General features: G+C 63.5%; 21 protein-coding genes, 1 other RNA gene and 1 pseudogene. 8 read left to right on the top strand and 15 right to left on the bottom strand.

Going from position 1 to position 26,437, the window contains the following annotated elements:
- The first annotated feature begins 442 nt into the window (after positions 1-442).
- From ABQU90_RS21140 to ABQU90_RS21125, 4 genes are all read left to right on the top strand, one after another.
- A complete protein-coding gene (locus ABQU90_RS21140; RefSeq protein ID WP_323522723.1) occupies positions 443-3,535 on the top strand; it encodes a sensor histidine kinase in 3,093 nt (1,030 codons plus the stop codon).
- Positions 3,528-4,169, top strand: a complete 642-nt coding sequence (locus ABQU90_RS21135; protein WP_055854030.1) for a response regulator — start codon at positions 3,528-3,530, stop codon at positions 4,167-4,169. The genes ABQU90_RS21140 and ABQU90_RS21135 overlap by 8 nt, the downstream gene beginning before the upstream one ends.
- A 409-nt stretch (positions 4,170-4,578) precedes the next feature.
- Positions 4,579-5,706 (top strand): Cache 3/Cache 2 fusion domain-containing protein, encoded by a 1,128-nt coding sequence (locus ABQU90_RS21130; protein ID WP_323522722.1) that lies wholly within the window; start codon positions 4,579-4,581, stop codon positions 5,704-5,706.
- Positions 5,707-5,750: 44 nt separating this feature from the next.
- On the top strand, positions 5,751-6,377 hold the full coding sequence (locus tag ABQU90_RS21125; RefSeq protein ID WP_311238210.1) for a DUF8082 domain-containing protein: 627 nt from the start codon (positions 5,751-5,753) through the stop codon (positions 6,375-6,377).
- A 366-nt stretch (positions 6,378-6,743) separates the two neighbouring features.
- On the opposite strand, the gene ABQU90_RS21120 is transcribed toward ABQU90_RS21125, so the two are convergent.
- Positions 6,744-7,307 (bottom strand): thioesterase family protein, encoded by a 564-nt coding sequence (locus tag ABQU90_RS21120; RefSeq protein ID WP_349780891.1) that lies wholly within the window; start codon positions 7,305-7,307, stop codon positions 6,744-6,746.
- A gap of 493 nt (positions 7,308-7,800) precedes the next feature.
- Positions 7,801-8,610: a glutathione S-transferase family protein gene (locus tag ABQU90_RS21115; RefSeq protein ID WP_323522720.1), complete on the bottom strand. Its 810-nt coding sequence runs from the start codon at positions 8,608-8,610 to the stop codon at positions 7,801-7,803.
- A 144-nt stretch (positions 8,611-8,754) separates the two neighbouring features.
- On the opposite strand from ABQU90_RS21115, the gene ABQU90_RS21110 reads away from it, so the two are divergent.
- Positions 8,755-9,396 (top strand): TetR/AcrR family transcriptional regulator, encoded by a 642-nt coding sequence (locus tag ABQU90_RS21110; protein ID WP_349780889.1) that lies wholly within the window; start codon positions 8,755-8,757, stop codon positions 9,394-9,396.
- On the top strand, positions 9,393-10,370 hold the full coding sequence (locus tag ABQU90_RS21105; protein WP_323522718.1) for a quinone oxidoreductase family protein: 978 nt from the start codon (positions 9,393-9,395) through the stop codon (positions 10,368-10,370). The genes ABQU90_RS21110 and ABQU90_RS21105 overlap by 4 nt, the downstream gene beginning before the upstream one ends.
- Before the next feature lie 225 nt (positions 10,371-10,595).
- Here ABQU90_RS21105 and guaA read toward each other — a convergent pair whose 3' ends face one another.
- The 4 genes from guaA to folD all read right to left on the bottom strand — a co-directional run bounded on the left by guaA (position 10,596) and on the right by folD (position 14,943).
- The gene (guaA, locus tag ABQU90_RS21100) at positions 10,596-12,161 is read right to left on the bottom strand and encodes a glutamine-hydrolyzing GMP synthase (protein WP_323522717.1); all 1,566 of its coding nucleotides are present in this window, start codon (positions 12,159-12,161) and stop codon (positions 10,596-10,598) included.
- Positions 12,145-12,501, bottom strand: a complete 357-nt coding sequence (locus ABQU90_RS21095; protein WP_323522716.1) for a hypothetical protein — start codon at positions 12,499-12,501, stop codon at positions 12,145-12,147. The genes guaA and ABQU90_RS21095 overlap by 17 nt, the downstream gene beginning before the upstream one ends.
- 7 nt (positions 12,502-12,508) lie before the next feature.
- Positions 12,509-13,966: an IMP dehydrogenase gene (gene guaB / locus ABQU90_RS21090; RefSeq protein ID WP_055852250.1), complete on the bottom strand. Its 1,458-nt coding sequence runs from the start codon at positions 13,964-13,966 to the stop codon at positions 12,509-12,511.
- A gap of 92 nt (positions 13,967-14,058) precedes the next feature.
- The gene (gene folD, locus ABQU90_RS21085; protein WP_323522714.1) at positions 14,059-14,943 is read right to left on the bottom strand and encodes a bifunctional methylenetetrahydrofolate dehydrogenase/methenyltetrahydrofolate cyclohydrolase FolD; all 885 of its coding nucleotides are present in this window, start codon (positions 14,941-14,943) and stop codon (positions 14,059-14,061) included.
- Between the two features lie 49 nt (positions 14,944-14,992).
- Between folD and ABQU90_RS21080 the strand changes: the two genes are divergently transcribed.
- The gene (locus tag ABQU90_RS21080; RefSeq protein ID WP_115527877.1) at positions 14,993-15,313 is read left to right on the top strand and encodes a DUF1244 domain-containing protein; all 321 of its coding nucleotides are present in this window, start codon (positions 14,993-14,995) and stop codon (positions 15,311-15,313) included.
- Between the two features lie 444 nt (positions 15,314-15,757).
- Positions 15,758-15,883, top strand: a pseudogene (locus ABQU90_RS21075) (gamma-glutamyltransferase); the annotation flags it as partial.
- 576 nt (positions 15,884-16,459) lie between these two features.
- Here the strand turns inward: ABQU90_RS21075 and ABQU90_RS21070 are convergent.
- The 9 genes from ABQU90_RS21070 to rpsA all read right to left on the bottom strand — a co-directional run bounded on the left by ABQU90_RS21070 (position 16,460) and on the right by rpsA (position 26,336).
- Positions 16,460-18,316 (bottom strand): monovalent cation:proton antiporter-2 (CPA2) family protein, encoded by a 1,857-nt coding sequence (locus tag ABQU90_RS21070; RefSeq protein ID WP_323522713.1) that lies wholly within the window; start codon positions 18,314-18,316, stop codon positions 16,460-16,462.
- A 168-nt stretch (positions 18,317-18,484) separates the two neighbouring features.
- Positions 18,485-19,378, bottom strand: coding sequence for a UTP--glucose-1-phosphate uridylyltransferase GalU (gene galU, locus ABQU90_RS21065; protein WP_115513118.1), 894 nt, complete (start codon positions 19,376-19,378; stop codon positions 18,485-18,487).
- Complete coding sequence (locus tag ABQU90_RS21060; protein ID WP_161963889.1) at positions 19,378-21,285, bottom strand: polysaccharide biosynthesis protein; 1,908 nt, start codon at positions 21,283-21,285, stop codon at positions 19,378-19,380. The genes galU and ABQU90_RS21060 overlap by 1 nt, the downstream gene beginning before the upstream one ends.
- A gap of 13 nt (positions 21,286-21,298) precedes the next feature.
- Positions 21,299-22,273, bottom strand: coding sequence for an MraY family glycosyltransferase (locus ABQU90_RS21055; protein WP_323522711.1), 975 nt, complete (start codon positions 22,271-22,273; stop codon positions 21,299-21,301).
- A gap of 251 nt (positions 22,274-22,524) precedes the next feature.
- Positions 22,525-22,600, bottom strand: a non-coding RNA gene (locus tag ABQU90_RS21050) — sX9 sRNA.
- Between the two features lie 95 nt (positions 22,601-22,695).
- Positions 22,696-23,874: a lipopolysaccharide assembly protein LapB gene (lapB, locus tag ABQU90_RS21045; RefSeq protein ID WP_323522709.1), complete on the bottom strand. Its 1,179-nt coding sequence runs from the start codon at positions 23,872-23,874 to the stop codon at positions 22,696-22,698.
- Positions 23,875-23,880: 6 nt separating this feature from the next.
- Positions 23,881-24,186, bottom strand: a complete 306-nt coding sequence (locus ABQU90_RS21040; RefSeq protein ID WP_104614612.1) for a lipopolysaccharide assembly protein LapA domain-containing protein — start codon at positions 24,184-24,186, stop codon at positions 23,881-23,883.
- Positions 24,187-24,252: 66 nt separating this feature from the next.
- Entirely contained in the window at positions 24,253-24,564 is a 312-nt protein-coding gene (locus ABQU90_RS21035) for an integration host factor subunit beta (protein WP_055852212.1), read from the bottom strand.
- Positions 24,565-24,650: 86 nt separating this feature from the next.
- On the bottom strand, positions 24,651-26,336 hold the full coding sequence (rpsA, locus tag ABQU90_RS21030; protein ID WP_323522708.1) for a 30S ribosomal protein S1: 1,686 nt from the start codon (positions 26,334-26,336) through the stop codon (positions 24,651-24,653).
- Positions 26,337-26,437: the final 101 nt, after the last annotated feature.

Here is a 26,437-nt window from a genome sequence, read left to right as displayed (position 1 = left end):
GAACATCCGTATCGCCCCACCCCTGATGGTGAGGCGGATCGCTCACTCTTTAGGGTGAGTCACATGCCGCTGCGACAACCTGGCACCGGATCTCACGCCTGCATCGATGCAACATGCACCACGCGTGCATGCCGGCACACCGGCGATAGCGCGCATCCCTTCTGCTGTGTGCGTTGCAGTGTCCAGGTCAGCGTCACCAGCACAGCGGGCCAAGCGAACCCCACCGCGCAACACCACGCCGTGCACAAGCAACGTTCCTGCGCCGATCGAATGCTGCCACCAACATTGGGGACGCCACGCAGCGCACACCGCGTCGCGACGGCACGCGCCCGACGCGATGCGCCAGTCCTTGCGTACTCCAGCCTTACCCGATTTTCTGTCCCACGTCCCTCCCCCGAAAGAGGTGGTGGTGCTTCCCCCGATCTCGCCCGACAATGCTGCGATGCCGCATGAGCCCGTCATCCGATCCCCCCTGCTGTTTCGCCTGTGCGCGGCGGTGATCGTCGTGATGTGCAGTTGCTGGTGGGTATGCCCGCCCGTGCGCGCCGAAGGCATCGCCGCCACGCGTGCGGGGCTGCTGCAATTCCACCACACCGCCTGGAGCACCGAACGCGGCGCACCGGCCGACATCTGGGATATCCAGCAAGCCGACGCCGGGCCGTTGTGGTTGGCGACCGGCTTCGGTCTGTTTCAGTTCGATGGCGACCACTTCGCGCGGCAGGCGCCGCCGGATGGCGAGGCCTACGCGTCGCACAACATGACCGCGCTGGCGCTGGCGCCGGACGACACCGCCTGGATCGGCTACTTCAACGCCGGCATCGATCGCCTCGCGGACGGTCACCTCACGCACTTCCGCCCGGGCAAGGACGTGCCCGACGGCATGGTGTTCCGCATTGAGCACGATGGCAGTGGACGCTGGTGGGCGGCCATCGATGGCGGTTTGTGCTGGTTCGATGGCCAGCGTTGGCAGCGTGCCGGTGCCGAATGGGGGTACACCGCCGAACGCGCGCATTGGTTGCTGCGCGATGTGCGCGGCACGCTATGGGTCAGCGACGGTACGCAGATTCTGTCGTTGCGGTCTGGTGCCAAGCGGTTTGAACCCAGCGGTCAGCAGGTGGGTGTCTACGTCACCATGGCCGAGAGCCCGGACGGTGCGATCTGGGTCGCAGACCCGTACCGCGGCGTGTTTGCGTTGACCGATGCGCAAGGCAGCGTGCTGCCCGCAGCGGCGCGTGCCCGGCCGCAGTTTCCCGGGTTATTCGCGCGGCGCATCCGCTTCATGCGCGATGGCGCGCTGTGGGGCAGCGACTATGCGGCGCATGGTCTGTTCCGGATTGCCTTGCCCACATCGTCCACGCCGGTGCTGGAACGCTTCGGACCGGTGCAGGGGCTGACCTCGGCCACCGCCGGCCCGTTGCTCGAAGATCGCGAAGGCAATTTGTGGGCCGGCACCAATCTGGGCCTCAACCGCTTCCGGCATCGCGCGTTGCTGCCGCTGGCGCCGTTGCTGCCGGGCCAGGCAATGGCCGTGGCGACCTTTAACCCCGCACCCGGCACGTCTGCACGCCCGCTCCTGGCCAGCCTGCGCGATGGCCGGCTGCTGGCGCTGAGCCGCGATCGCGTCGCAGGCCTGCAGCATGGTGCGTCCACCCACATCCTGGATGTGCCAGCGACCACCAACGGCTGGGTGCTTGGCGAGCACGCCCTGCTGCGTCTGCAGGCCGGCCGCGCGCAGCCCGTGACGCTGCCGCTCGGCCTGTCCACCGGCGCCATCCGCGCCTTCGTCGTCGACAGCCGCAACCATCCCTGGGTCTGCCCCGATGCGAGCGGCCCCTACGCATTCGATGGCAGCGCCTGGCAGCCGCTGGCCAATCTGCAGGACACCCCATGCACGGTGCTCGCCAACACGCAGGATGGCGGCATGTGGGTGGGCACCATCAAGGGCGATGTGCGCTTGCTGCGGAGCAGGCAGTTGACGCACTACAGCGCCGAAGATGGCCTGTCGGTGGGGCCGATCACCGCCATCTGGCAACGCCCGTCGCTCACCCTGGTCGCCGGCGAAACCGGGCTGGCAGCGCTGGGCGCCGATGGCCGTTTCCGGCAGGTGCCCGATCAGACCAATCCGCTCCTGCAAGGCATCACCGGCATCGTGCAGGACCGCCACGGCACCTTGTGGTTGAACGGCAACCGCGGCGTGGTGCAGATCAGTCAACGCGCGTTGCTGAGCAGCGTGCAATCGGGCGTGGCCAGCCCGGTCCTGCGCCTGTACGACATCATGGACGGGCTACCCGGTGTCGCCCAGCAGGCCACGCCGGTCCCCACGGCCATCGCTGCCGACGACGGCCTGCTGTGGTTCACCACCAATCAGGGCCTGGCCTGGCTGGATCCCGAACAGACCTACCGCAACCCCACCGCGCCGGAGGTCTTCATCACCGAAGTGGTTGCCAACGACCGCCCCTATCCGCGCACGGCTGGACTGCGGCTGCCCCAATGGACCCACCGCCTGCGCATCGGCTACGACGCGGTCAGCCTCACCCGCCCCGAGCGCGTGCGCTTTCGCTACCGGCTGGAAGGCGTGGACGCGCAATGGCAGGACGCCGGCAATCGTAACGAGGCGTTCTATACCAACCTCACGCCCGGCCGTTACCGCTTCCGCATTGCCGCCGCCAACAACGATGGGGTGTGGAACGAGCGCGGAGACACGCTGGACTTCGTGATCGAAGCGGCCTTTGTGCAGACCTGGCAGTTCAAGGTGTGCGTCGCGCTGGCTTTGCTGCTGACGCTCGCGATCAGCTGGCGCATGCGCACCCGGCACGTTGCCGGACGCCTGCGCGCGCGGCTGGAAGAGCGTTACCGCGAACGCGAACGCATCGCCCGCGAGTTGCACGACACCTTGTTACAGGGCACCCAGGGGCTGATCCTGCGGCTGCATGCCGCCAGTCGCTCGTTGCCCGGCAACGACCCGCGCCGGCTGGAACTGGAGCAGGCGGTCGATCTGGCCGAAAACGCACTGGTCGAAGGCCGCGACCGCGTCAACGGCCTGCGCGACAGTTACTCGCTGCGCCAGGATCTGGCCGCCGCATTGCAGCGCTCGCGCGATGCCACCATGCCCCCGCCTGCGGCCAAGCTGCAGATCTCGGTGGAGGGTCGCCCGGTGGCGCTGCGCCCGATGGTGGCCGACGAACTGTTCCAGCTTGGCCGCGAAGCATTGGCCAATGCCGATCGCCACGCCGACGCCGCGCAGATCACGCTGGAACTGCGTTACGGTTCACGTGACTTCGTGCTGCGCATCCGCGACGATGGCTGCGGCCTGGACCCGGACGTGCTGCATGGTCATGCGCGCACCGGGCACTGGGGGCTGACCGGCATGCAGGAACGCGCGCAACGCATCGGCGCCAAGATGCAGTTGTGGTCGCGTCCGGGCAGCGGCACCGAAATCCAGATCATGCTTCCCGCCCGTACCGCCTATGCAACGCCACCGCGCTGGTGGTGGCCATTTCGACCTGCACAATCCACGGAGAGCTCCAATGGCTGAGATGGTCAAACCGACCGACGTACTGGTGGTAGACGATCATCCGCTGCTGCGCGACGGTCTCAGCGCCATGCTGACCGCCGAACACGACATGCGCGTGGTCGGCGAAGCCGAAGACGGCGAACAGGCAGTGGCCTGCTACGCCAGCCTGCGCCCGGACGTGGTGCTGATGGATCTGCAGATGCCGCGCGTGGATGGCGTCGAAGCCATCCAGCGCATCCGCCGCGTCGACCCCACCGCCAAGGTCATCGTGCTGACCACCTATACCGGCGATGTGCGTGCGGTGCGCGCATTGCAGGCCGGCGCCTGCGGCTACCTGCTCAAGAGCGCACTGCGCCGCGAGCTGGTCGACACCATCCGCGACGTGCGGCGTGGTCAGCGCCGGCATGTTCCGGCGTCGGTGGCCGAAAACATCGCCGCCCACGTGCTCGACGACGCGCTGTCCGCCCGCGAGACCGAAGTGCTGAGTCTGGTCGCGACCGGGTGTTCCAACAAACAGATCGGCAACGCCCTGAGTATTTCCGAAGAGACGGTCAAGGCACACATGAAGAACATCCTGGCCAAGCTCGGCGTGCGCGATCGCACCCATGCGGTCACCGTTGCCTTGCGCCGCGGGATCCTGTCGCTGGAAACCTGAGTGGCTGACAGCTGACCGCTGGCCATGCCATGGCCAGGCGGATGGCGCATCCGGGTGGTCGCTCCCCAAACTGCGCGTCCTCCGGCTGCCACGGCTCGGTAACAGCGGCAACCGGGCCCTGCAAAGACGCATCCATGGTCGATTGCCCCAAGGACAGCCACCTCAAACCGCCCAGCGCACCCACCAGCAGCCGCATTGCAACCCAGTGCACCATTCTTGAACGCAAGGCGCACGACGCGATCGACGCGCACTCTCAAATCGATCGGCTTGAGCTATCTTATGCACCGCCAAGCGGCATGGGGGCCGCTTCAGCATCTTGTCTGGCAGCCGATAACGGCTAGGTCCGACCGCTGCACTGCGCTGCGGCGGCACTCGATTCAATCATTTAAACGCGTTCAGGGGAATTGCGATGCTTCGTCACTCTTTGCGGGTGCGCCTGCTGTTGCCGGTGCTGGCCTTGGTGCTGGTTGTGGTGGTGGCACTCACGGTCATTCTGGCCATTACCGAAGCGAACCGGGTCAAGTTCGAAGCCGGCGACGCGATCGAGCGCCAGTCGGTGTCCTTGCAGACCTTGTTCGCCATCACCCGCTCGATGATGCTCGACCGCGTCAATTCCTCGATGCGCCAGCTGCGCAAGGAAGCCAATGCGCAGGGCGCCCCGAGCATGGGCAGCGACATCCGCGTTGCCGACCGCAGCGCCAGCGACCTGCTGCTGGGCCAGCGTCCGCAGGCGAACTCCTTCACCATGCTGGACGAGGTCACCGCGATCCACGAAGGCACCGCGACGCTGTTCTCGCGCACCGGCGATGAGTTCGTGCGTATCTCCACCAACGTCAAGAAGGAAGACGGCAGCCGCGCCATCGGCACCGTGCTCGATCCCAATGGCCAGGCCGCGGCCAAGCTGCGCAACGGCGAAAGCTTCTACGGCGTGGTCGACATCCTCGGCAACCCGTACGTCACCGGCTACGAGCCGATCTTTGCCGGCAACGACAAGCGCGTCATCGGCGCCTGGTACGTCGGCTACAAGGCCGACACCCAGGCCCTGGAAAACGTGGTCAGCAGCCGTCGCGTGCTCGATTCCGGCTTCATCGCCGTGTTCGACAGCAAGAACAAACTGCGCTTTCAGTCCACCACCGGTGCCACCACCGACACCGCCACCATCGAGCGCATCGTCAAGGAAAGCCCGGACGACTGGGTCGTGACCAAGCAGGAAGTGCCGGATTGGGGCTTCACCCTGGTCTCGGCGTATCCCAAGAGCGACGTCAATGGCGTGATCGTGCGTCAGTCGCTGTGGATCGCCGGTATCGGCCTGTTGGTTTGCGCACTGTTGCTTGGCCTGCAGTGGGCGCTGATCTGGAGCCGCGTGTTGCGCCCCATCCAGCATCTGACCACCGTGGCCGAAGAACTGAGCCTGGGCAAGTGGAACCACACCATCGAAGAGGTCAACCTCAAGGATGAAATTGGTACCCTGGCGCGCGCCATCTCCCGCCTGTCCAACAGTGTCCGGTTGGCCATGGAGCGCCTCAGCAAACGCTGAGCCGCTTCACCCGATTTCGTACCAGATGATGCAAGGAAGACGCCATGTCCAATGAATTCCGTCCGCTGATCGATGTCCTGCGCGAGCTCAGGGCGTTGGCATTGAAGAAGGCGTCCGGCTTTCTGTTTGTCGTCACCGAAGAAAACCATTCCTGCATCGTCCGCCTCAACGCCGGACAGATCGAAGAAGTGGTCTTTCGCATGCTGCGCAATGATGAGGCGGTGCAACGCCTCACCATGGTCGGTGCCGCGAAGGCCCGCTTCCAGGTGGACCCCGGTGCCGGCATGGGCAAGCCGTCGTTGCTGAGCGAAGACTCGCGCCAGTGGTTGATGGGCGGCTTCGAACAGGATCTGGGCGGTGCCCCTGCCCCGGCGCGCGCACCCGTGGCACCCGCGCCGGTGGCGGCTTCACCGGTCGCAGCCGCCGCACCAGCACCCGCGCCGTCAGGCAACGCCAGTGCCGGCGCGCCGGATGATCGCGTACGCGATGCCTTGGAAAAAGTCGCGCTGAACTATCTCGGCCCCATCGCCGGCATGCTCTGCGACGAAGCCTGGGACGCGTCCAGCGATATCGAGCAGGTGCTCAGCCAGCTCGGCGCCAACCTAGCCACACCGCAGGAAGCGCAGAAGTTCATGGCCGACGCACGTACGGCGTTAGCCCGCGTACGTTGAGCGGGATCGATGGCGAGCTGATCGTTTCAGCTCGCTGTTGCTGCATGCGACGCCGCAAGCTACGCATGCTGCATCTCATTTAAGCGGCCTTCGATGCATTGCTCCAAATGATTCCGATCGACACCGACGAGCGCTTGGCGCTCGTTTTTTTTGTTTGCTCGCGACGCTGGCGAACAGCAACGCTGCAGGCGCAGCCTGCGTTTATTGACTCTCGATGCAACTGGGCTGTGCGCCGTGGCCTAACCATCGGCTGCGCTACGCACAATGGCGGCGGAATTCCAGCTGGTCTAAGCCCATTGTCATGCGATGCCTCGCGATTGCGTTGTCTCGCCCGCACCGCGCCTGTGCTATCCCCATCAAGCTCGGTCAGCGTCGCTCTGTCCAGTCGTCGATCTCCGATTTGAGCGCAGCGTCGGCGGCTAGCAATGCATTGGCCGCATCGCCCAGCGGCGGTGACGTTGTCTCCACCACGCCGATCGACTGCAGCACGGTTTCTGCCTTCACGAATGCTCGGTTACCGCGGTCATAGAAGCCGATCAGCAGCAGCCCTCTGGCAGCCAGGGCTTTGTCCGATCCAGTAAATATCCGCTGCTCGACGATCAGGCGGGTTCCGCTCCAGCCGATGAGCCGTGTTTCAAGATCGAATGCGTGGAAGGGCTTGAGTTCCCTTCGAAACTGGATGGCTCCCGAACCGACAATCGGCGCCCACTTCGCTCGCACCGCTACCTTGGCCAAGCCGGTACGCAACACCATGTCCAAGCGCCCGAGATCGAAGATCGTCCAGTAGCGTCCATTGGTCATATGCAGGTTGGCATCGATGTCGTTCGGGAGCACGCGCAATCTGAGACGCGACACGTCCGAGCGCACCTGCATCCGCGGCCGGAACAGACTTGTCACGAACAAGATCATCAGGCGAAACCAAAGATTCATTCCAATGCCTGCGATGGGTAAAGAGTGATGGAACTTGACGATCGAGCCAGGCGCTTGTTGATATGCGTCGCCAAAACCATGCTCGACCATCATGGGTGGCGCACCCGCTGCCGAAGAAAACGCCGTCAGACTCCAAGCAGCACTGCAGCACTGCAGCAACGTCTTCGCGATCATCCGCGCACAGTCGACGATACAGGTGACGGGAGCCGTGGCGACATCGGCCTGCCCTACTCCTCTGCAGACGGCACTGGGTGATCGGACTAGCCACTGCAGGTGCCAACAACATGCGCGTCATCCAACACGGCGCATGCCCGCTTGCCACACCACATCAACGCGCCTCAAAAGCGATTGCTCATGGCGCAGCTCCTGATTCAAGACGGGAGTGTGTCATCGGTAGCGTAATGGGCGGGGATGCCGCCCATCGATGCGACTGCGCGCCATCGTCTTCCTGGTGGACGCAGAGCATGCTGCGCCCACCAGGCAAGCGATGCGGTTAGCTGGGCTGGAAGGCCAGCTTCAGCTCCGGGTACCACTGCGCCGTGACGGTGGCGATGAAGCGCCCCAGGTTCGGAAGCGTGCGGGCGTAATCGGTGATCTCCGGGTGCAGACCGTGCGCCTGGAAGAACGCTTGGGTGAAACCAAAGACCACCGCGTCATAGGAACTGGGGCGATCGCTGCCGAGCAGGAAGCGCTTGTCGCCGATCAGCACGTCGATCGCGCTCAGGTCCTTCTTTGCCTTGTCGATGATCTCCGCTTCGGTAAAGCGCGCAATGCCTTGATCGAAGCAGCGCTTGCGGAAGTCTTCGCGACGCGTCTTGAGCGCTTCCTGGATCTCTTCCGGCAGTGCCGTCGGATCGCCAACCATGGTCTTCATCAGGAAGTCCCAGCCGCCTTGGTCGAAGAACTCGTAATAGATGATGATCCAGTAGAGATGGTCTTCGAGCGTGCCCTGCACTACTTGGCCAAGCGCTTTCTGCTCTGCGCTCAGGTGTGCATCGGGGTCGCCGAGCGTGCCCTTGAGATAGTCGATGACGAGGCTGCTGTCGGCGATCTGGGTGTCGCCGACGCTGATGAAGGGAACCTTGCCGCGTGGGCCAACGTCCGGGACCGGCACCGAAACGAGCTCATGCTTGATACCGAACATCCGAAAATACGCCTGCAACTTGGCGGCATAGGGGGAAAGACTGGCAACGTAAGCCGACAGACTGTTCTCGCCGAGCGTGACCGCATGCAGGTTCAGGACTGTCTCGGCATCGATATGGAGGGCGTCGTACGGGTTCTCATAAACAGGGTATTGCTGCATTTCAATTCCTTGAGCACTGGCTCGGTGGGTGCGGATTGCCGGGGAACCGGCAGCTGGATACGACGGGCCGGATGGCGATGACAGCGCGGCCGTATTTTTGTACTATATCGAACATAAATCGTGCCGACAAGGATTTTTTGCGAAATGGTACATAAAAAAACCGAAGGTCCCGTGCGGCCCCGCGGGCGCCCACGGAAATTCGACGAGGCCACCGTGCTGGAACGTGCGCGCGATGTGTTCTGGAACCATGGCTACGCCGCCACGTCGCTGGACGAGCTCGCTGCCGCAACGGGGCTCAACCGCCCTAGCCTCTACGCGACGTTTGGCGACAAGCACGCCCTCTACCTGCGCGCACTTGAGGAAAACAAAGCGTGGTCCGTAGACGGGGTTCGCCAGCACATGGGCAGCGATGGCCCGCTGCACGAGGTGCTGCGCAGCTTTTTTCTCGCTGCGGCAGAGAGCACGCTGGCCGGCGAGATGGGAGCGCGCGGTTGCTTCGTCGTCTGCACGGCGGTCACCGAGTCGCTTCGCGACCCCGAGACGCGCACCGTGGCGGCAAGCTATGTCGAAGGTGTCGACCTCGCCTTCCGTGAGCGCTTCGAACGCTCGCAAGAGGAGTTGAACAGCGGCGTCGATCCCGCATCTGCCGCCGCCGTCGCGTCGGCCATGCTGCAGACCTTGGCGGTGCGGGCGCGTACCGGCAGTGGGCGCGAGGAATTGACCGGCATCGTGCATGCTGCGGTCATCGCGATTTGCGGTCGCCCGCCTGCGGGAGTTGAGGCATGAGAGCCGCGGTGTTCGATGCGGGCGGCGCACCCGAATCCTTTCGCATTGCCGAACTCCCGGACCCGCGTCCGGGCGATGCGGACGTGCTGATCCGCGTGGCGGCGATCAGCATCGAAGGCGGCGATCTTGCGGATCGGCGGACGGGCCGAACGCGGTATCCCGGCATTCCCGGCTACGCTGCCGCGGGAGTGATTGTTGCCCTGGGCCGCGCCGTCAGCAGGTTACGTGTCGGGCAGCGGGTGACCAGCTTTGCCTTGGACGGCTCGCACGCCGAACTGCGCGTTGCGCCAGCCGCAACCACCTTTGCGATTCCCGACGGCCTCGACATGGGAGTTGCCGCGGCGATTCCCTGTGGGCCAGGCACGGCGGCGCTGGCGCTTCAACTAGGCAACGTGAGTTCCGGCGACACCGTCCTGATCACCGGTGCAACAGGCGGCGTCGGCAACGCCGCAGTGCAGATTGCAGCAGCCAAGGGCGCGCGCGTGATCGGCACCTCACGCAGCCGCGAACGTCTGGAAAAGCTCAGGCCGATGGGGCTATCCGATGCCATCGTCATCGGCGATCGACCAACCAGCCAGCAGCTGCATGAAATGACCGATGGGCGTGGCGCCGATTTGCTGATCGACACGGTCGGAGGCGATGCGCTGACGGACGGGCTGCTGGCACTGGCAGACGGAGGCCGCGCCGTGATGGTCGGGGTGATTGGTGGCTTCAATACGCCGATCGATGCCGGCGTTCTTCTCCTGCATCGGCTGACGCTCACCGGCTGCTTCTTGGGCCCGGTCATGGGTGAGCCGGCCACACGCGCATTGATCGAAGATCTACTCCTCGCGAGCGCGCAAGGACGCTTCACCGTGCCGGTCGATGCCAGATTCGCATTCGCCGACATCGCCGCCGCGCACCGCCACGCGGAGACGGCTGGCAGGGTGGGACGCGTGATTGTTTCCGTGCTGCCGGAGGACTTCCGAACCTGACTGCGGCAGCACGTGCGCTGGCGGCTGCGCTTGTCCGATAAGGCGGCTGATGACCTACACGCGCTTGCACGACCGGATGCAGTTCCACGATCCGGCCGCCGGTTTTTATCGCCGCCTTTTCCACCAATCTGTCAGCGCCCGTCAACCAGAGCTGCCGCGACGCATGGTGTTGCAATCAATACGTCGCGCAATGCATTGCTAGCCAAAAGTCCCGAAGGACCTCACTCACTCCCACTCGATCGTCGCCGGCGGCTTGCCGGAGATGTCGTAGACCACGCGCGAGACGCCGCGCAGTTCGTTGATGATGCGGTTGCTCACGGTGCCGAGGAAGTCGTAAGGCAGGTGCGCCCAATGCGCGGTCATGAAGTCGATGGTCTCCACCGCACGCAGTGCGATCACCCATTCGTACGCACGCGCATCGCCGACCACGCCGACGGATTTCACCGGCAAAAACACCGCAAATGCCTGGCTGGTCTTGTCGTACAGATCGGCCTTGCGCAGCTCGTCGATGAAGATCGCATCGGCCTTGGCCAACAGTTCGGCGTATTCGCGCTTCACTTCGCCCAGGATGCGCACGCCCAGGCCCGGGCCCGGGAACGGATGGCGATAGACCATGCTGCGCGGCAGGCCGAGTTCCACGCCGAGGCGACGCACTTCGTCCTTGAACAGTTCGCGCAGCGGTTCGACCAGGCCAAGCTTCATGTGTTCCGGCAGGCCGCCCACATTGTGGTGGCTCTTGATCACGTGCGCCTTGCCGGTCTTGCTACCGGCCGACTCGATCACGTCCGGATAGATCGTGCCCTGCGCCAGCCACTTGGCATTGGCCAGCTTGTTGGATTCTTCGTCGAAGATATCCACGAACAGGTTGCCGATGATCTTGCGCTTGGCCTCCGGGTCGCTCACGCCTTCGAGTTTGGCGAAATAGCGGTCCGCCGCATTGACGCGAATCACCTTGACGCCCATGTGCTCGGCAAACATCGCCATCACCTGGTCGCCTTCCTGCCAGCGCAGCAGGCCGGTGTCGACGAACACGCAGGTCAGCTTGTCGCCGATCGCCTTATGCAACAACGCAGCGACCACCGACGAATCGACGCCGCCGGACAGGCCAAGAATCACTTCGTCATCGCCCACCTGTTCGCGCACGCGCGCGATCTGGTCGTCGATGATGTTGGCCGCCGTCCACAGGGTCTGGCAGCCGCAGACATCGACTACGAAGCGGCGCAGCAAGGTCTGGCCCTGCAGCGTGTGCGTCACTTCCGGATGGAACTGCACGCCATACCAGCGCTTGTCCTCGTTGGACATGGCGGCCACCGGAATGCGGTCGGTCACGGCAGTAATGGTGAAGCCCGGCGGCACCTGCGACACGTGATCGCCGTGGCTCATCCACACGTTCAAGCGCGAGGCACCGGCATGGTCGGTCAAGCCGGAAAACAGCGCATCGGCCGCCACAACGTCCACTTCGGCATGGCCGAATTCGCGTTGGTCGGCCGCTTCGGTGGCGCCGCCCAGCTGCGCAGCCAGGGTCTGCATGCCGTAGCAGATACCGAACACCGGCAAGCCGCTGTCGAATACTTCCTGCGGCGCTACCGGCGCACCCGGCAAGGTGGTCGATTCCGGGCCACCGGACAGAATGATGCCCTTGGCCCCAAACCCGGCAATCTCGGACGGATCATGATCCCAGGCCCAGATCTCGCAGTACACGCCGATTTCGCGGATGCGCCGCGCAATCAGCTGGGTGTATTGCGCGCCGAAATCGAGGATGAGGATCTTGTCGTTATGCAGGCTGGACATCGTTACTCGCAGGGCGAAGGCGGCGCGCTCGGCGCCACTCCAGGAAAAGAATAAGCAGCGGAGCGCAGAGCACTCCCGGCCACAACAAAAGCGTTCCCATCAACATGTAGAGCAAGCCGTAGAGCGCACTGGCCAGCAGTGTTGCCGACGCGACGCGCACCACCACGCGCTGCAGGTGTACGGTGGCGCCAAATGCCAACAGCACCGGGGCCGATGCCACCACAGATACATCAACGCGAAGAACGTCCAGCGATACAACACTGAAGACACCGCCAGCAATCCCAGCGCTACCACGGTCATTGCCGAGATGACCGCAAGATAGGCGAGCGATGCCTTCCACATTCGAATTACCCCGCCCGATAGTTCGGTGGTTCCTTGGTGATCTGCACGTCATGGACGTGGCTTTCGCGCTGGCCGGCGCCGGTGATCTTGACGAACTTCGGCTTGGTGCGCATGTCTTCGATCGTGGCGCAGCCCACATAGCCCATGGTCGCGCGCAGGCCACCGATGAGCTGATGAATGATGCCGCCGACCGAGCCGCGATACGGCACACGGCCTTCGATACCTTCCGGCACCAGCTTGTCGGCGTCGCTGGAATCCTGGAAATAGCGGTCCTTGGACCCCTTTTCCATCGCGCCCAGGCTGCCCATGCCGCGGTAGCTCTTGTAGCTGCGGCCCTGGAACAGCTCGACTTCGCCCGGCGCTTCTTCGGTACCGGCCAGCAGACCGCCGACCATCACCGTGGACGCACCCGCCACCAGCGCCTTGCCGATATCGCCGGAGTAACGGATGCCGCCATCGGCGATCAACGGAATACGGTCCTGCAAGGCTTCGGCCACCATGTCCACCGCGGTGATCTGCGGCACGCCCACACCTGCAACCACGCGCGTGGTGCAGATCGAACCCGGACCCACACCGACCTTGACCGCATCGGCGCCGGCATCCATCAGTGCCAGCGCTGCATCGCCGGTGACGATGTTGCCGCCGATCACCTGCAGGTGCGGATAAGTCTTCTTGACCCAGGCCACACGGTCGATCACGCCTTGCGAATGGCCGTGCGCAGTATCGACGATGACCACGTCAACGCCGGCAGCAGCGAGCAGTTCGATACGCTGTTCGGTATCGCCGCCCACACCGACTGCCGCACCGACCAATAGACGCGTGGACGAATCCTTGGCGGCGTTGGGGTTGTCGGTCTTCTTCTGGATGTCCTTGACCGTGATCAGGCCGCGCAGCTCGAAGCTGTCGTTGACCACCAGGATCTTTTCGATACGATTGCGATGCAGTAGCTCAAGCACTTCCTCATCGCTGGCGCCTTCGCGCACGGTGATCAGGCGATCCTTCTTGGTCATGATGTGGCGGACCGGATCGTCGAGCTTCTTTTCGAAACGCATGTCGCGACTGGTGACGATGCCGACCAGTTCGCTGCCGTCCACCACCGGCACGCCGGAGATGTTGCGTGCACGCGTCAGCGCAATCACTTCGCCGATCGTGGTGTCCGGGCTCACCGTAAACGGCTCGGTGATCACGCCGGACTCGAACTTCTTGACCTTGGCCACTTCGGCCGCCTGCTGGGCAGGGGTCAGGTTCTTGTGGATGATGCCGATGCCGCCCAGCTGTGCCATGGCCACCGCCAGGCGGTGCTCGGTCACCGTGTCCATCGCGGCCGACAGGATCGGCAGCTTCAGACGCAGATCGCGGGTCAGCCGGGTTTCCAGGCTGACATCCTTGGGCAGGACGATCGAATGAGCGGGGACGAGCGAGACGTCGTCGTAGGTGAGAGCTTCAGCCTGGATGCGGAGCATCGGCGGACCCGAGTTTGGGGAAGCGCGGCATTTTACCCTGAAAGCCTTCACGAAGACACCACGCAGCCGCAATGCTGCGTTACACCGATCGCTCAACCAGCGGCGTCGGCCGCTTCCAGGGTGTTCTGCATCAGCGTGGCCACGGTCATCGGCCCCACCCCGCCCGGCACCGGCGTGATCCAGGCTGCGCGCTGTACGGCGGCATCGAAGCCGACATCGCCCACCAGGCGCCCGTCTTCCAGCCGGTTGATGCCCACATCGATCACCACTGCGCCTGGCTTAACCCATTCGCCGGGAATCAGCCCGGGGCGGCCCACCGCCACCACCAGGATGTCGGCATTGCGCACGCTGGCCTCCAGCACATCGGCGGGGGTGAACTTGTGGCAGCTGGTGACCGTGCAACCGGCAATCAACAGTTCCAGCCCCATCGGCCGGCCGACGTGATTGCTCACACCCACAATCGTGGCGTTGCGCCCGCGCACCGGTTGATCGGTATGCCCGAGCAAGGTCACGATGCCGCGCGGCGTGCACGGGCGCAGGCCGAATTCGCGCAGTGCCAGATGCCCCACATTTTGCGGATGGAAGCCATCCACATCCTTGCGCGGATCGATGCGCTGGATCAGCCGGTTGGCATCGGGAATCCCCGGCAGCGGCAGCTGGATCAAGATGCCGTGGATCTTGGGATCGGTGTTGAGCTCATCGATCAACGCCGCCAAGTCGGCCTCGCTGGTGCCGTGCGGCAGGTCGTAATCGAACGCTTCGATGCCCACTTTTTCCGCCGCGCGTCGCTTGTTGCGCACATACACCGAGGATGCCGGGTCGCCGCCGACCAGCACCACCGCCAACCCGGGCCGCGCCTTGCCCGCGGCCACGCGCGCATCCACGCGCAACTTCAGCCCGTCGAGCAGGTCCTCGGCAATGCGGCGACCATCGAGAAGGCGGGCCGGAGCGGAGGCAGCTGGCGCGGAAGCGGTCATGGGGCGTCAGGTGTAGAGTCGAAGGCCGTCTATTGTCCCCGATTCCGTCATGACCGACACCACCCCGCCCACCGATTCGACCACCACCGCCATCGAAGCGGCTGCATTCCGCCGCCTGCTGCAGCATCTCAATCAGGAGCGCACCGATGTGCAGAACATCGACCTGATGATCCTGGCCGGCTTCTGCCGCAACTGTCTGGGCGACTGGTACCGCGAAGCGGCCGAGGCGCAGGGGCAGCCGATGAGCAAGGACCAGGCACGCGAAGCGGTCTACGGCATGCCGTTCGCGCAGTGGAAGCAACAACATCAGAAAGACGCGACTCCCGAACAACTCGAAGCATTCGCTGCGGCCCAGCGCAAACACGGCTGATCGTTGGTCAGGAAGCGCGGCTGTGGGGTGACTGCTGCGCCTCCACTTTGCCTAGCTGACATCTGCGTGGCCATCCAGCGAGCATCGTTGCCCCTCGATGCGGTTCGCGGCCGTGGCACGAATCCACGCTGGTGTTGCGTGCATCGCTTCCACCTAGGTACTTATTGCTAGCGATGTCTTGTTGATGGCCTCAAGACTCGAAAAGTTTGGGTGCTTGGGAGGGTTGAACGCAGTGGATAGATCTAATGCAGAGCACATGATCTGCGCTCTGGCTGCAGGGCTCTTGCCCGCCTACCGCCGCGAGACACGCCGTGAATCCGTCCATGGAGGACCTTATGCGGCATCCCTGCCGCATAAGGTCCCTCGCCGCCAGGCAGACAACGGCCAGTCGAGATGGTCGGTGTGCATGGTTGCAAGCAACGCACGAGCCCCGCCTTTTAGTTGCTGACCTTTTATCAGCGGCGCGGGCTGAAAGACATTCCGCCGACCGGGCCGCTGCCGGTGTCGGTACCGGGCGCAGTGGATGGCTGGTTCGCGCTGCATGAGCGCTTCGGGCGCAAGCCGATGGCGTAGAACCTGGCGCTGGCGATCCGCTACGCGCGCGAAGGCCACCGCGTCCGCCACGCAAACCGCGGCGTCGCAATACCGAGCGACTTCGCAACGAAAGTAAAGTGCAGTACGGCCAGCTGTTTACCTGGCCACCGACCAACGCTCTGGCTATGCGGCATCCATGCCGCATAAGGTCCCCCGCCGGCAGGCGGACAACGGCCAGTGGAGAGGGTCGGTGTGCACGGTTGCAAGCAAAGCACGAGCCCCGCGGTTTAGTTGCTGACCTTTCATCGCCAAGTGAAAGTGCAGTACGGCCAGCTGTTTACCTGGTCACCGACCAACGTCCTGGCGCGGTGCCCTCGCCGCTTGCGGGACCCTGTGGCGGCATGGATGCCGCCACGGAGCGTCCATGGATGGATTCACAGCGTGTCCCGCAAGCGGTGAGGGCATCGCGCGCTCGACGACGCGACCTGAGCATCCAGCTGACGGCAACAGGAGCCAACAGGCACCAAAAGACTGCACCACCGCCAGGTGCACGCACCCCTACATTCGGTTCCCGCGCAGCTCCCTCGCCCAACTGACGATCACGGCGTGTTGTCAGCCGTTCTTGGCCTCTGCCGCAGCCTCTTCACCGGCTTGCGCCAACGCATCGCGGTTAAGCGACCGGCTCTCCCGTCGCGGCGGCGTAAACGGCGTGGGCTTGGGCACCGTCGGCGTGATGTTGCCGAACATCAACCCTGCCCCGGCACGCACATTCCCCGCAGCGATTTCCAGCTCCAGCCGCTCCGCATCGCGGCGGCGGATCTCGCGGCCAATCATGCCGGCCTCATCCTCGTCCACGCCCAACTCGACCAGCGCCATCTGGCCGAAGGTCACCGCCGACTCGAAGGTTTCGCGAATCTGGTAATCCACACCGGCGGCGATCAGCTGCAGCGAATGCTCGCGATCGAACGAGCGCACCAGCAGGCGCGCATGCGGGAACTCACGCGTCGCCAGCTCGACGATGCGGTTGGCTGCCTCGCGATTGTCGATGCACACCGCGATCGCCTGCGCAGTATGCGCACCGGAAGCATGCAACACGTCCAGCCGGGTCCCGTCGCCGTAATAGATCTTGAAACCGAACTCTTCCGCGCTCTGGATCATCTCGATGTCGTTATCGATGATGGTCACGTCCACGTCGCGCGCCAGCAGTGATTGGCTGGCCACCTGACCGAAGCGTCCGAAGCCGATCACCAGCACGCTGCCGGTCTGACCGTTGGCGGCTTCAACACCGTCCAGCGATACAGCTGCCGGCGGGGTCAATCGTCGCTGCACCAGCACGAACAACGGCGTCAGCGCCATCGACAGCACCACGATGGCGGTGAGGGTGGCATTGACCTGCGCATCGATCACGCCCGATGCCGCGGCCGCCGCAAACAGCACGAAGGCGAATTCGCCGCCCTGCGCCATCAGCACACCGCGGTCCAGTGCCTGACGATGATCGCTGCGCATCAGCCGCGCCACCGCATAGATACACACCGCTTTGCCCACCATCAGCGCCAACACGCCGACAAGGATAAGCCGCCAGTCGGCCGCAACCACGCGCAGGTCCAGGCTCATGCCCACGCCCAGGAAGAACAAGCCCAGCAAGATGCCGCGGAACGGCTCGATATCGGCTTCGATCTGATGCCGGAAGGTGGATTCGGACAACAGCACCCCGGCCAGGAACGCCCCCATCGCCATCGATAGCCCGCCCACCTGCATCAGCAGTGCGGCGCCCAACACCACCAACAGCGCTGCCGCCGTCATCACTTCGCGCGCCTTGGACGCGGCAAGAATCCGGAAAAGAGGATTGAGCAACCAGCGCCCGGCCACCAGCAGGCCGACGATGCAGGCCAGGCCGATCCCGACGTCATGCCAGCGCTGCGACGCGGCCTGCGGATCGCCACTGGAACCCATCCAGGCCACGATCGCCAGCAACGGGACGATCAGCAGGTCTTCGAACAACAGGATCGCTACGATCTTCTGCCCCGAGGGCAAGGCCACATCGCCGCGCTCGGCCAGCAACTGCATCACCACCGCGGTCGAGGTCAGCACGAAACCGGACGCAGCCACGAAGGCCACCGGTGGCGCAAAGCCCAGCAACATGCCGATCCCGGTGAGCACCAGCGCGCACACGCAGATCTGCACGGTGCCCAAACCGAAAATTTCCTTGCGCAGGCTCCACAGATGCGAGGGCCGCATCTCCAGGCCGATCACGAACAGGAACATCACCACGCCCAATTCGGCGACATGCAGGATCGCCTGCGGGTCGTCGAACAGGCCCAGTCCGAATGGGCCGATCGCCAGCCCCGCTGCCAGGTACCCGAGCACCGAGCCCAGGCCCAGCCGCCGAAACAATGGGATCGCAACCACCGCAGCGCCCAGCAGAGCCACCACGTTGATCAGTTCACTGGAATGTGCAGGCTGGCTCATACCCGGATTCTAACGACACGCGCGCGGGGACGCCTTGCATCTGCTTGCTTGTTGCGCAGACCAGCCTGGGCGCCATCGTTTCCACCGAGCACTCGCACTTTGATCGGGACGCCTAAACGACAAACGACGCCGGATGGCGTCGTTCGCGATGAAACAGTGGCTAAGCGATCAACCGCGCGCGTCGGCCTGGGCCAATGCGTTACGCAGAATTTCCTTCGCCGGCCCACCATGCTTCTCATGCTGAAGCGCAAAGTGGACGGTCGCTTCGATCAAGCCGATGTGCGCGCCGCAATCGAAACGACGGCCCTCAAAACGGAACGCATCGACCTGCTCTTTCTTCAACAGCTCGGCAATCGCATCGGTCAGCTGGATCTCGCCGCCGGCGCCTGCACCGGTCGCTTCCAGCAACTCAAAAATCTTCGGGCTGAGCACATAGCGGCCGACCACGGCCAGATTGCTCGGCGCCACTTCCGGCTTGGGCTTTTCGACGATCGCATTGATTCGGCCCTTGCGGCCGTCGAATGTATCGGTGGAAACAATGCCGTAGCTGGCGGTCTTGTCGTGCGGCACATCTTCCACGGCGATGACGCTGCCGCCGGATGCTTCGGCCACATCGGCCATCTGGGTCAGCGCGGCATCGCCGCGGTTCCACATCAGATCGTCCGCCAGCAACACGGCGAACGGCTCATCGCCGACCACTGCCTTCGCACACAACACCGCGTGGCCCAAACCCAGCGCCTCAGCCTGCGTCACAAAAATGGCGCGAACGCCTTCCGGCAACGCATGACGCACCAGTTCCAGCTGCTCCAGCTTGCCTGCACGCTCGAGCTTCTGCTCCAGCTCGTAGGCCTTGTCGAAGTAGTCGGCAATCGAATGCTTATACCGATTGGTGACGAAGATCAACGTATCGCAGCCGGCCTGGATGGCCTCGTCGACAGCGTACTGGATCAATGGTTTGTCGATGATTGGCAGCATTTCCTTCGGCACCGTCTTGGTGGCCGGAAGAAAGCGGGTCCCAAGACCTGCGACGGGGAATACGGCCTTGCGAATACGCTGGCTCATTACAGTCTTCTGACCTCACGTGCGGGGAATGGAACGACCGTATCAGATCGCGCGTCGACTTTCCGTCGAGCAGCCGCAAAATCCGGCATCAGGCTGCCCAGCACAGTCTCCATTGCCTTGATGTCATAGCGATTAACCGCCTCGCGCAAACGCGTCACCAGCTGCAACACCTGCTCGTGCGAGAACTCGCGCACGCCGGCTTCCAGAATCTTGGGATGCGCGGTGGGGCGATAGTCTTCGTCGGAATAGAACAGCGTTTCATGCAGTTTTTCGCCAGGACGTAATCCGGTGTAGAGAATCGCCACATCCTTGCCCGGCTGCTTGCCGGCAAGACGGATCATCTGCTCGGCAAGCAGACGGATCGGCACCGGTTCGCCCATGTCCAGCGTATAGATCGCGCCATGCGACGCCGAGGCAGCTGCCTGGATCACCAATTGGCACGCCTCGGGAATGGTCATGAAGTAGCGCGTCACGTCCGGGTGCGTCACCGTAACCGGGCCACCCTGGCGGATTTGCTCGCGAAACAACGGCACCACGCTGCCAGCCGAATCCAGCACGTTGCCGAAGCGCACGGTGATGAAGCGCGTTGGCGCATCGCGCGCATCAAGACTCTGGCAGATCATCTCCGCGTAGCGCTTGCTTGCGCCTAGAACGTTGACCGGCTCGACCGCCTTGTCGGTAGAAATAAACACGAAGGTTTCGATGCGTGCGCGCTGACAGGCGCGCGCCACGTTCTCGGTCGCCAGCACATTGTTGCGTACGGCCTCGCGCAGCTGTTCTTCCAGCAACGGCACCTGCTTGTACGCGGCGGCATGGAACACCGCATCCGGGGCGGCGGTGTTCAATGCATGCGCCACCACGGCCGGGTCGCCGCAATCGCCAAGCACCCGCACCACTTCGATATCCGGGAACAAGCGACGCAGATCCGAATCGATGGTCAGCAACGCCAATTCATCGATTTCCAGCAGCACGATGCGACGCGCACCGTGACGCGCACACTGGCGGCAGACTTCCGAACCGATCGAACCGCCAGCACCGGTCACCATCACGGTCTTGTTGGTCAGCCAGTCGCGGATCAATCGCCAGTCCGGCGTCACTGGCTTGCGATTGAGCAGGTCCTCGATGGCAACCTCCTTCAATTCGCCCGGCAGCGAACGGCCTTCCAGCACATTGATCAGCTTGGGCACCATCCGGAACGGCAGGCCGGTGCTCTCGCAGATCGCCACCACCCGCTGCATGCCGGAGGCATCGAGCGAGGGAATCGCGATCACCAGCAGCTTGGCGGCGGTTTCTTTCGCAATCGAAGCGGCCTGATCCAGATTGCCCAGCACGTTGAGGCCTTGAATCTTGGCGCCGTGCAGGTTGTTGGCATCGTCCAGAAAGCCGACCGGCACGAAGCTACCGGTGCGGCGAAGATCGCGCACCAGACCTTCAGCAGCGCGTCCGGCGCCCAGGATCAGCACGCGTTGCGCCGCATCGCCGGAATGTGCGATCTGGTAATCCTTCCAGGCGCGATACAGCAGACGCGGCGTCCCGAGCAGCGCCGACAGCGCGAACGGATAGACCACCAGTACCGAGAGCGGCACGCCGTCCAGGCGGTCGTACGACAACGCCAGCACGATCGCCACCAAGCCGAGGAAGCTCGACTTGAAGATGTTCCAGAGGTCAGGCACCGATGCAAAGCGCCAAAGCCCGCGGTACAAACCCATCTTCCAGAACACCAGCCCCTGTGCCACCAGGACCACGGCGGTGCGCCAATCCCAAAGAGGAAGGTCCGGTGCTTCGCGCAGCATCGAATAACGACCCGCATGCAACAGCTGCCAGCACACCCAGACCATCAGAAGGTCGTGGACTACCACTGCAACTTGCGGCAGCGCCTTGGTCAAACGGTCACGCCAGGAAATCATAAGAATCCATTACTCAGGAATTGCGCAATCCATCGCGCAGAAAATACCAACTGGCACTAGCGCCCAAGCCCCACACCACGGCTGCCCAGACTTGCTGACCAAACACATCATGACGAAGTAACACATACAAGCAGACGGCAGCGACGCTGAAAGCGAAATAAACAGCGGTTACCGGAACATGCGTTCCAAGCCGGCGCGCCAGGCGTTGATACACGTGTTGCGCGTGCGGCTCCCACCAGCGCTGCCCGGCGAGCATGCGAGACAGTAGCGTGAAGCCTGCGTCCACAAGGAAGGCAGTCAGCGGCAGCCAGCCGATCCACCAGCTGACCTGCCCACCTGCGACGTTCAGCGCAAGCAACGCGGCCAGAACATATCCCAGCGCACCGCTGCCACCGTCGCCGAGGAAAATGCGCGCACGCGGGAAGTTGAAAGGAAGAAACCCCAGACATGCTGCCGCTACCGCCAGACCAGCCAGCGACCAGGCTGCCGGAGCCACCGCCGCAAATGCCAGTGCGGCCAGCGCGGCCTGGCTGGCGGCTAATCCGTTGATGCCGTCCATGAAGTTCCACACATTGATCAGCACCACCGACGCGACGGCGCTGAGCACGCCATCCCATGCATTGCCCGTGCAATACGTGACCAGCAATCCAAGCGATACGGATGCGGCCAGATGGATCGCAAACCGCAGCCTGGCCGACAACGGCCGATGGTCGTCCCACCAACCGACACCTGCCACCAGGATCAACCCGACCGCAAACCAGCCGACCACCACGCGTGCCGCTGGCCACAGCAGGCTGGCCGCAACGCAACCCAGCAGGATCGCGGCAACGATCGCCATGCCGCCACCACGCGGAGTGGCCACCACGTGGCTGCGCCGCTCGCCGGGTTCATCGAGCAGGCGACGATGCAACGCATACCGTCGCAGCAGCCACGTTCCAAGTGCCGCAACGATTACGTGCAAGGCGCACCAGAGCCAGATCTGAGGCATCAGCGCGTATCACCGCTCTCAGGACCACGGGCACATGACAGGCGCTTTTCCGAATCACGCATAAGAGACCCGCACAGAACAATTGGCCACAGCTGCAAGCAGGCCCGACCCAGATCGGAGGCATCGGGCAGCACACGTCGTAGCGGTCCAGGTGACATCTGCGCAGTTGCCAGCCAGCGGATTGCCACGGGCATGATTGGCGCCGAAGCAAGCTGCGACGGCGCGACCCGCAAGTCGATCAAACCAACAGCGGCTAACAAAACGTCGCAAGCGGCTGGCAGACGAATGTGGACGGCGCGCAGGAAGCGGAGTGCACGAGTGGTACATGCTGATTCCGGGCACCGGCCGCGCTCGCCTGGCGACTGCGTCGTCGTTTTGGCAGTCGCTCTAAACGCAGTGTGCCGAACAGACAGAAACACGCCTTACACCACCGCGTAGTTCAACAGCGGCTTGACGGTGCCCCACTCCTTACAGCTCGGGCATTGCCAATGGTGGGTTTTTGCGCCAAACCCACAACGGGTGCAACGGTAGCTGGGGTTACGCACCAATAGCTGGTCTGTGATGTGCTTGAGATCGTTCAAGGTACCAACCGGGTCGCTGCCTTCGGCAAGCGTCAGGTCGATCAGCGCCGACTCGCCGCGCACCGATGGCCGGTCCTTGAGCTGGCGACCGAGATAGGCCAGCGCGGGCGCAACCCCATCCTGCGCCTCAATCAACTGGGTCAGTGCCAGCACCGGTGCGATACCGCGGTAGTGCTCGGTCATCTCCGACAGGAAATTACGTGCGCCGGCAATGTCGCCGACGCTCCGATAGGCGGCCATCAGGGCAGGAATGATTTCCGGCAGATACTCCGGGTCGTGCCGTGCGGCGCGCTCGAAGGCACGCACGGCGGCCTCGTTATGGCCGCGCTCGGCTTCGATGCGCCCCTCCAGAATGCCGGCGCGGACCGACGTGCCGTCGGCCTGATACGCACGCGCGATCGCCTGCAAGGCTTCATCGACCTTGCCCAGTCCGCGGTATCGATCGGCCAGCTCGCATTCGAACTGCGAGATCAGCTTGCCCATCGGCTCGCCGGTGACTTCTTCGTAGCGGGTGGCGTTGTCGATCGCCTTTTCCCAATCGCGCTCGGCCTGATAGATGCCGATCAGGTGACGCAGTGCCTGCGGCGCGCGTTGATCCAGCTGCGCAAGTTCGGTAAAGACCGTTTCGGCGCGATCCAGCAGACCGGACTTCATGTAGTCCTCGCCCAGCGCCAGCAAGGCCTGGACCCGCTGTTGATCGGTCAGGTCGGCGCGCTGCACCAGGCCCTGATGCAGGCGGATGGCGCGATCGACCTCCCCGCGGCGGCGAAACAGGTGACCCAGTGCGACCTGCGTCTCGAAGGTTTCCTTATCCAGCTCGGCGATGTGCAAAAACAGCTCGATCGCCTTGTCCGGCTGCTCGTTGAGCAGATAGTTCAAACCACGAAAATAGGTGCTGGACAGCCGGCTGACCTGAGTGTCGCCATGACGCTGCCCACCACGGCGGCCGACGATCCAGCCACTGAGCGCCGCCAGCGGTAAAAACAGGAAAAACCAGAACCACTCGGTCAGGAAGTCCATACGTGCTTAGAGTCCATCGAGAGGGCGCGGCTCGACTGCGGCAGGCGTGATGGGCCTGGCGTCGGCGCGGCTGACCGCAACAGCCTTGTTGGCCTGGCGCAGCTTGGAATAGAGAGGAATGACCACACTGACCAGCACCATGCCGGCACCGATCAACACACCGACCAGCAGCGCGACGATGATCGCCACCCCGGAACTCGTGTGCACACTAGAAAACAGGAAATCGAGAGTGATGTCCTGGGAATTGACCGCACCGATAATCAGGCCGACCAACAAGAAAGCCAGCATCACCAGCAAGCGAAACACCTTCATCGCGCGACTCCGTCGGGAAGGCGCCTAGCTTAACCGAGCCGACATAAACGCAGCGGTAGAGCCGCCTCAGTCTGCGGAATCGGCCAGATCGACCGGGACCACGGAGCTGACACGCTCACGCAATTCCTTGCCCGGCTTGAAATGCGGAACATGCTTGCCCGGCAGCGCAACCGATTCGCCGGTCTTGGGATTGCGCCCCAGACGTGGCGGACGGTAATGCAGCGAAAAACTGCCAAACCCGCGGATTTCGATCCGATCACCATCGGAGAGCGCCTGCCCCATCATTTCCAGCAGTGACTTCACCGCCAGATCCACGTCGTCCGACTTCAGATGCGCTTGGCGTCGCGCCAGGATTTCAATCAATTCGGACTTGGTCATGGGAACTTGCTTTTTTCGACTGACACATCGGAATCGGCCCGGGCAAGCCCGGGCCGATCCATCACGCTCGCGAGAGCGCTACGCGCTTACTCGGACTTGTTGCTGTTCAACTGTGCACGCAGCAGCGCGCCCAGCTGAGTCATGCCGCCCGACGCAGCGGAAGACTGATATTCCTCCAGCGTCTCGCGCATTTCGGCATCGTCCTTGGCCTTGATCGACAGCTGCAGGGTGCGGCCCTTACGGTCCATGCCCACGAACTTGGCTTCGATCTTGTCGCCGACCTTCAGGTGCTGAGTCGCGTCGTCGACGCGCTCGTTGGCGATGTCGCGTGCAGCGACGTAGCCTTCGATACCGTCAGCGAGGTCGATCGTGGCGCCCTTGGCATCCACTTCACGCACAACGCCTTCGACCTTCGTCCCCTTCGGGTTGGACACCATGTACTGACCGAACGGGTCCTGCTCCAGCTGCTTGACGCCCAGGCTGATGCGCTCGCGCTCCGGGTCCACTGCCAGCACGACGGCTTCCAGCGTGTCGCCCTTCTTGTAGTTGCGCACGACATCTTCGCCGGTGGTGTTCCAGCTGATGTCGGACAGGTGCACCAGACCATCGATGCCGCCGTCCAGACCGATGAAGATGCCGAAGTCGGTGATCGACTTGATCTGACCGGACACCTTGTCGTTCTTCTTGTGGGTCGCAGCGAAGGTTTCCCACGGATTGGCGGCAACCTGCTTCATACCCAACGAGATGCGGCGACGCTCCTCGTCCACATCCAGCACCATCACTTCGACTTCGTCACCAACCTGCACAACCTTGGACGGGTTGACGTTCTTGTTGGTCCAATCCATCTCGGAGACGTGCACCAGACCTTCGACGCCCGGCTCGATTTCGACAAATGCGCCGTAATCGGTGACGTTGGAGACCTTGCCGAACACGCGGCTGTTGGCCGGGTAACGACGCGCGATGTTGTCCCACGGATCTTCGCCCAGCTGCTTCAGGCCGAGGCTGACGCGGTTACGCTCGCGATCGAACTTCAGCACGCGCACGTCGAGCTCGTCGCCGACGTTCACGACTTCGGACGGATGGCGCACGCGCTTCCAGGCCATGTCGGTGATGTGCAGCAGGCCGTCGATACCGCCCAGATCCACAAATGCGCCGTAATCGGTCAGGTTCTTGACGACACCCTTCAGGATCGCGCCTTCCTGCAGCTTGTCCATCAGCTGCTCGCGCTCTTCCGAATGCTCGCTCTCGACCACTGCACGACGCGACACCACGACGTTGTTGCGCTTGCGATCCAGCTTGATCAGCTTGAACTCAAGCTCCTTGCCTTCCAGGTAGGCCGGGTCGCGCACCGGGCGCACATCCACCAGCGAACCAGGCAGGAACGCGCGAACATCCTTGATGTCCACGGTGAAACCACCCTTGACCTTGCCGCTGATGCGGCCGGTGATGGTTTCGTTCTTTTCCAACGCTTCTTCCAGCTCGTCCCACACCATCGCGCGCTTGGCTTTCTCGCGCGACAACACGGTCTCGCCGAAGCCGTTTTCGATGGAGTCCAGCGCAACCTTGACCTGGTCGCCCACGCCCACATCGATCTCGCCAGCGTCGTTACGGAACTGCTCGATCGGCACGATGCCTTCGGACTTCAGGCCTGCGTTGATCACCACCACGTCGCCGCGCACTTCCACGACGGTACCGGTGACGATCGAGCCCGGCTTCAGCTTGGCCAGATTGGCTTGACTGGCTTCGAACAGTTCAGCAAAAGATTCTGTCATTTGGATTTTACTCAGTTGAACACACGGGCGTTGATCGTCGGGTTGCGACAGATACGGACCGCCCAGCCTGTTGGTCGACCCCAACAACGAGTCGGTTTAGA

Origin of the sequence: Xanthomonas sp. WHRI 10207 (assembly GCF_040202975.1) — a bacterium.
GTDB lineage: Bacteria > Pseudomonadota > Gammaproteobacteria > Xanthomonadales > Xanthomonadaceae > Xanthomonas.
This window is presented reverse-complemented; position numbering and strand designations above follow the sequence as displayed.

Bases quoted from the DNA above. Each gene is read 5' to 3' on its own strand.
- ABQU90_RS21035 (WP_055852212.1), bottom strand. From the start codon at position 24,564: ATGACCAAGTCCGAATTGATTGAAATCCTGGCGCGACGCCAAGCGCAT.
- guaB (WP_055852250.1), bottom strand. From the start codon at position 13,966: ATGCTCCGCATCCAGGCTGAAGCTCTCACCTACGACGACGTCTCGCTC.
- ABQU90_RS21125 (WP_311238210.1), top strand. From the start codon at position 5,751: ATGTCCAATGAATTCCGTCCGCTGATCGATGTCCTGCGCGAGCTCAGG.
- ABQU90_RS21130 (WP_323522722.1), top strand. From the start codon at position 4,579: ATGCTTCGTCACTCTTTGCGGGTGCGCCTGCTGTTGCCGGTGCTGGCC.
- rpsA (WP_323522708.1), bottom strand. From the start codon at position 26,336: ATGACAGAATCTTTTGCTGAACTGTTCGAAGCCAGTCAAGCCAATCTG.
- ABQU90_RS21110 (WP_349780889.1), top strand. From the start codon at position 8,755: ATGGTACATAAAAAAACCGAAGGTCCCGTGCGGCCCCGCGGGCGCCCA.
- folD (WP_323522714.1), bottom strand. From the start codon at position 14,943: ATGACCGCTTCCGCGCCAGCTGCCTCCGCTCCGGCCCGCCTTCTCGAT.
- ABQU90_RS21140 (WP_323522723.1), top strand. From the start codon at position 443: ATGCCGCATGAGCCCGTCATCCGATCCCCCCTGCTGTTTCGCCTGTGC.
- lapB (WP_323522709.1), bottom strand. From the start codon at position 23,874: ATGGACTTCCTGACCGAGTGGTTCTGGTTTTTCCTGTTTTTACCGCTG.
- ABQU90_RS21040 (WP_104614612.1), bottom strand. From the start codon at position 24,186: ATGAAGGTGTTTCGCTTGCTGGTGATGCTGGCTTTCTTGTTGGTCGGC.
- galU (WP_115513118.1), bottom strand. From the start codon at position 19,378: ATGAGCCAGCGTATTCGCAAGGCCGTATTCCCCGTCGCAGGTCTTGGG.
- ABQU90_RS21135 (WP_055854030.1), top strand. From the start codon at position 3,528: ATGGCTGAGATGGTCAAACCGACCGACGTACTGGTGGTAGACGATCAT.
- ABQU90_RS21080 (WP_115527877.1), top strand. From the start codon at position 14,993: ATGACCGACACCACCCCGCCCACCGATTCGACCACCACCGCCATCGAA.
- guaA (WP_323522717.1), bottom strand. From the start codon at position 12,161: ATGTCCAGCCTGCATAACGACAAGATCCTCATCCTCGATTTCGGCGCG.
- ABQU90_RS21070 (WP_323522713.1), bottom strand. From the start codon at position 18,316: ATGAGCCAGCCTGCACATTCCAGTGAACTGATCAACGTGGTGGCTCTG.
- ABQU90_RS21120 (WP_349780891.1), bottom strand. From the start codon at position 7,307: ATGAATCTTTGGTTTCGCCTGATGATCTTGTTCGTGACAAGTCTGTTC.
- ABQU90_RS21105 (WP_323522718.1), top strand. From the start codon at position 9,393: ATGAGAGCCGCGGTGTTCGATGCGGGCGGCGCACCCGAATCCTTTCGC.
- ABQU90_RS21115 (WP_323522720.1), bottom strand. From the start codon at position 8,610: ATGCAGCAATACCCTGTTTATGAGAACCCGTACGACGCCCTCCATATC.
- ABQU90_RS21060 (WP_161963889.1), bottom strand. From the start codon at position 21,285: ATGATTTCCTGGCGTGACCGTTTGACCAAGGCGCTGCCGCAAGTTGCA.
- ABQU90_RS21055 (WP_323522711.1), bottom strand. From the start codon at position 22,273: ATGCCTCAGATCTGGCTCTGGTGCGCCTTGCACGTAATCGTTGCGGCA.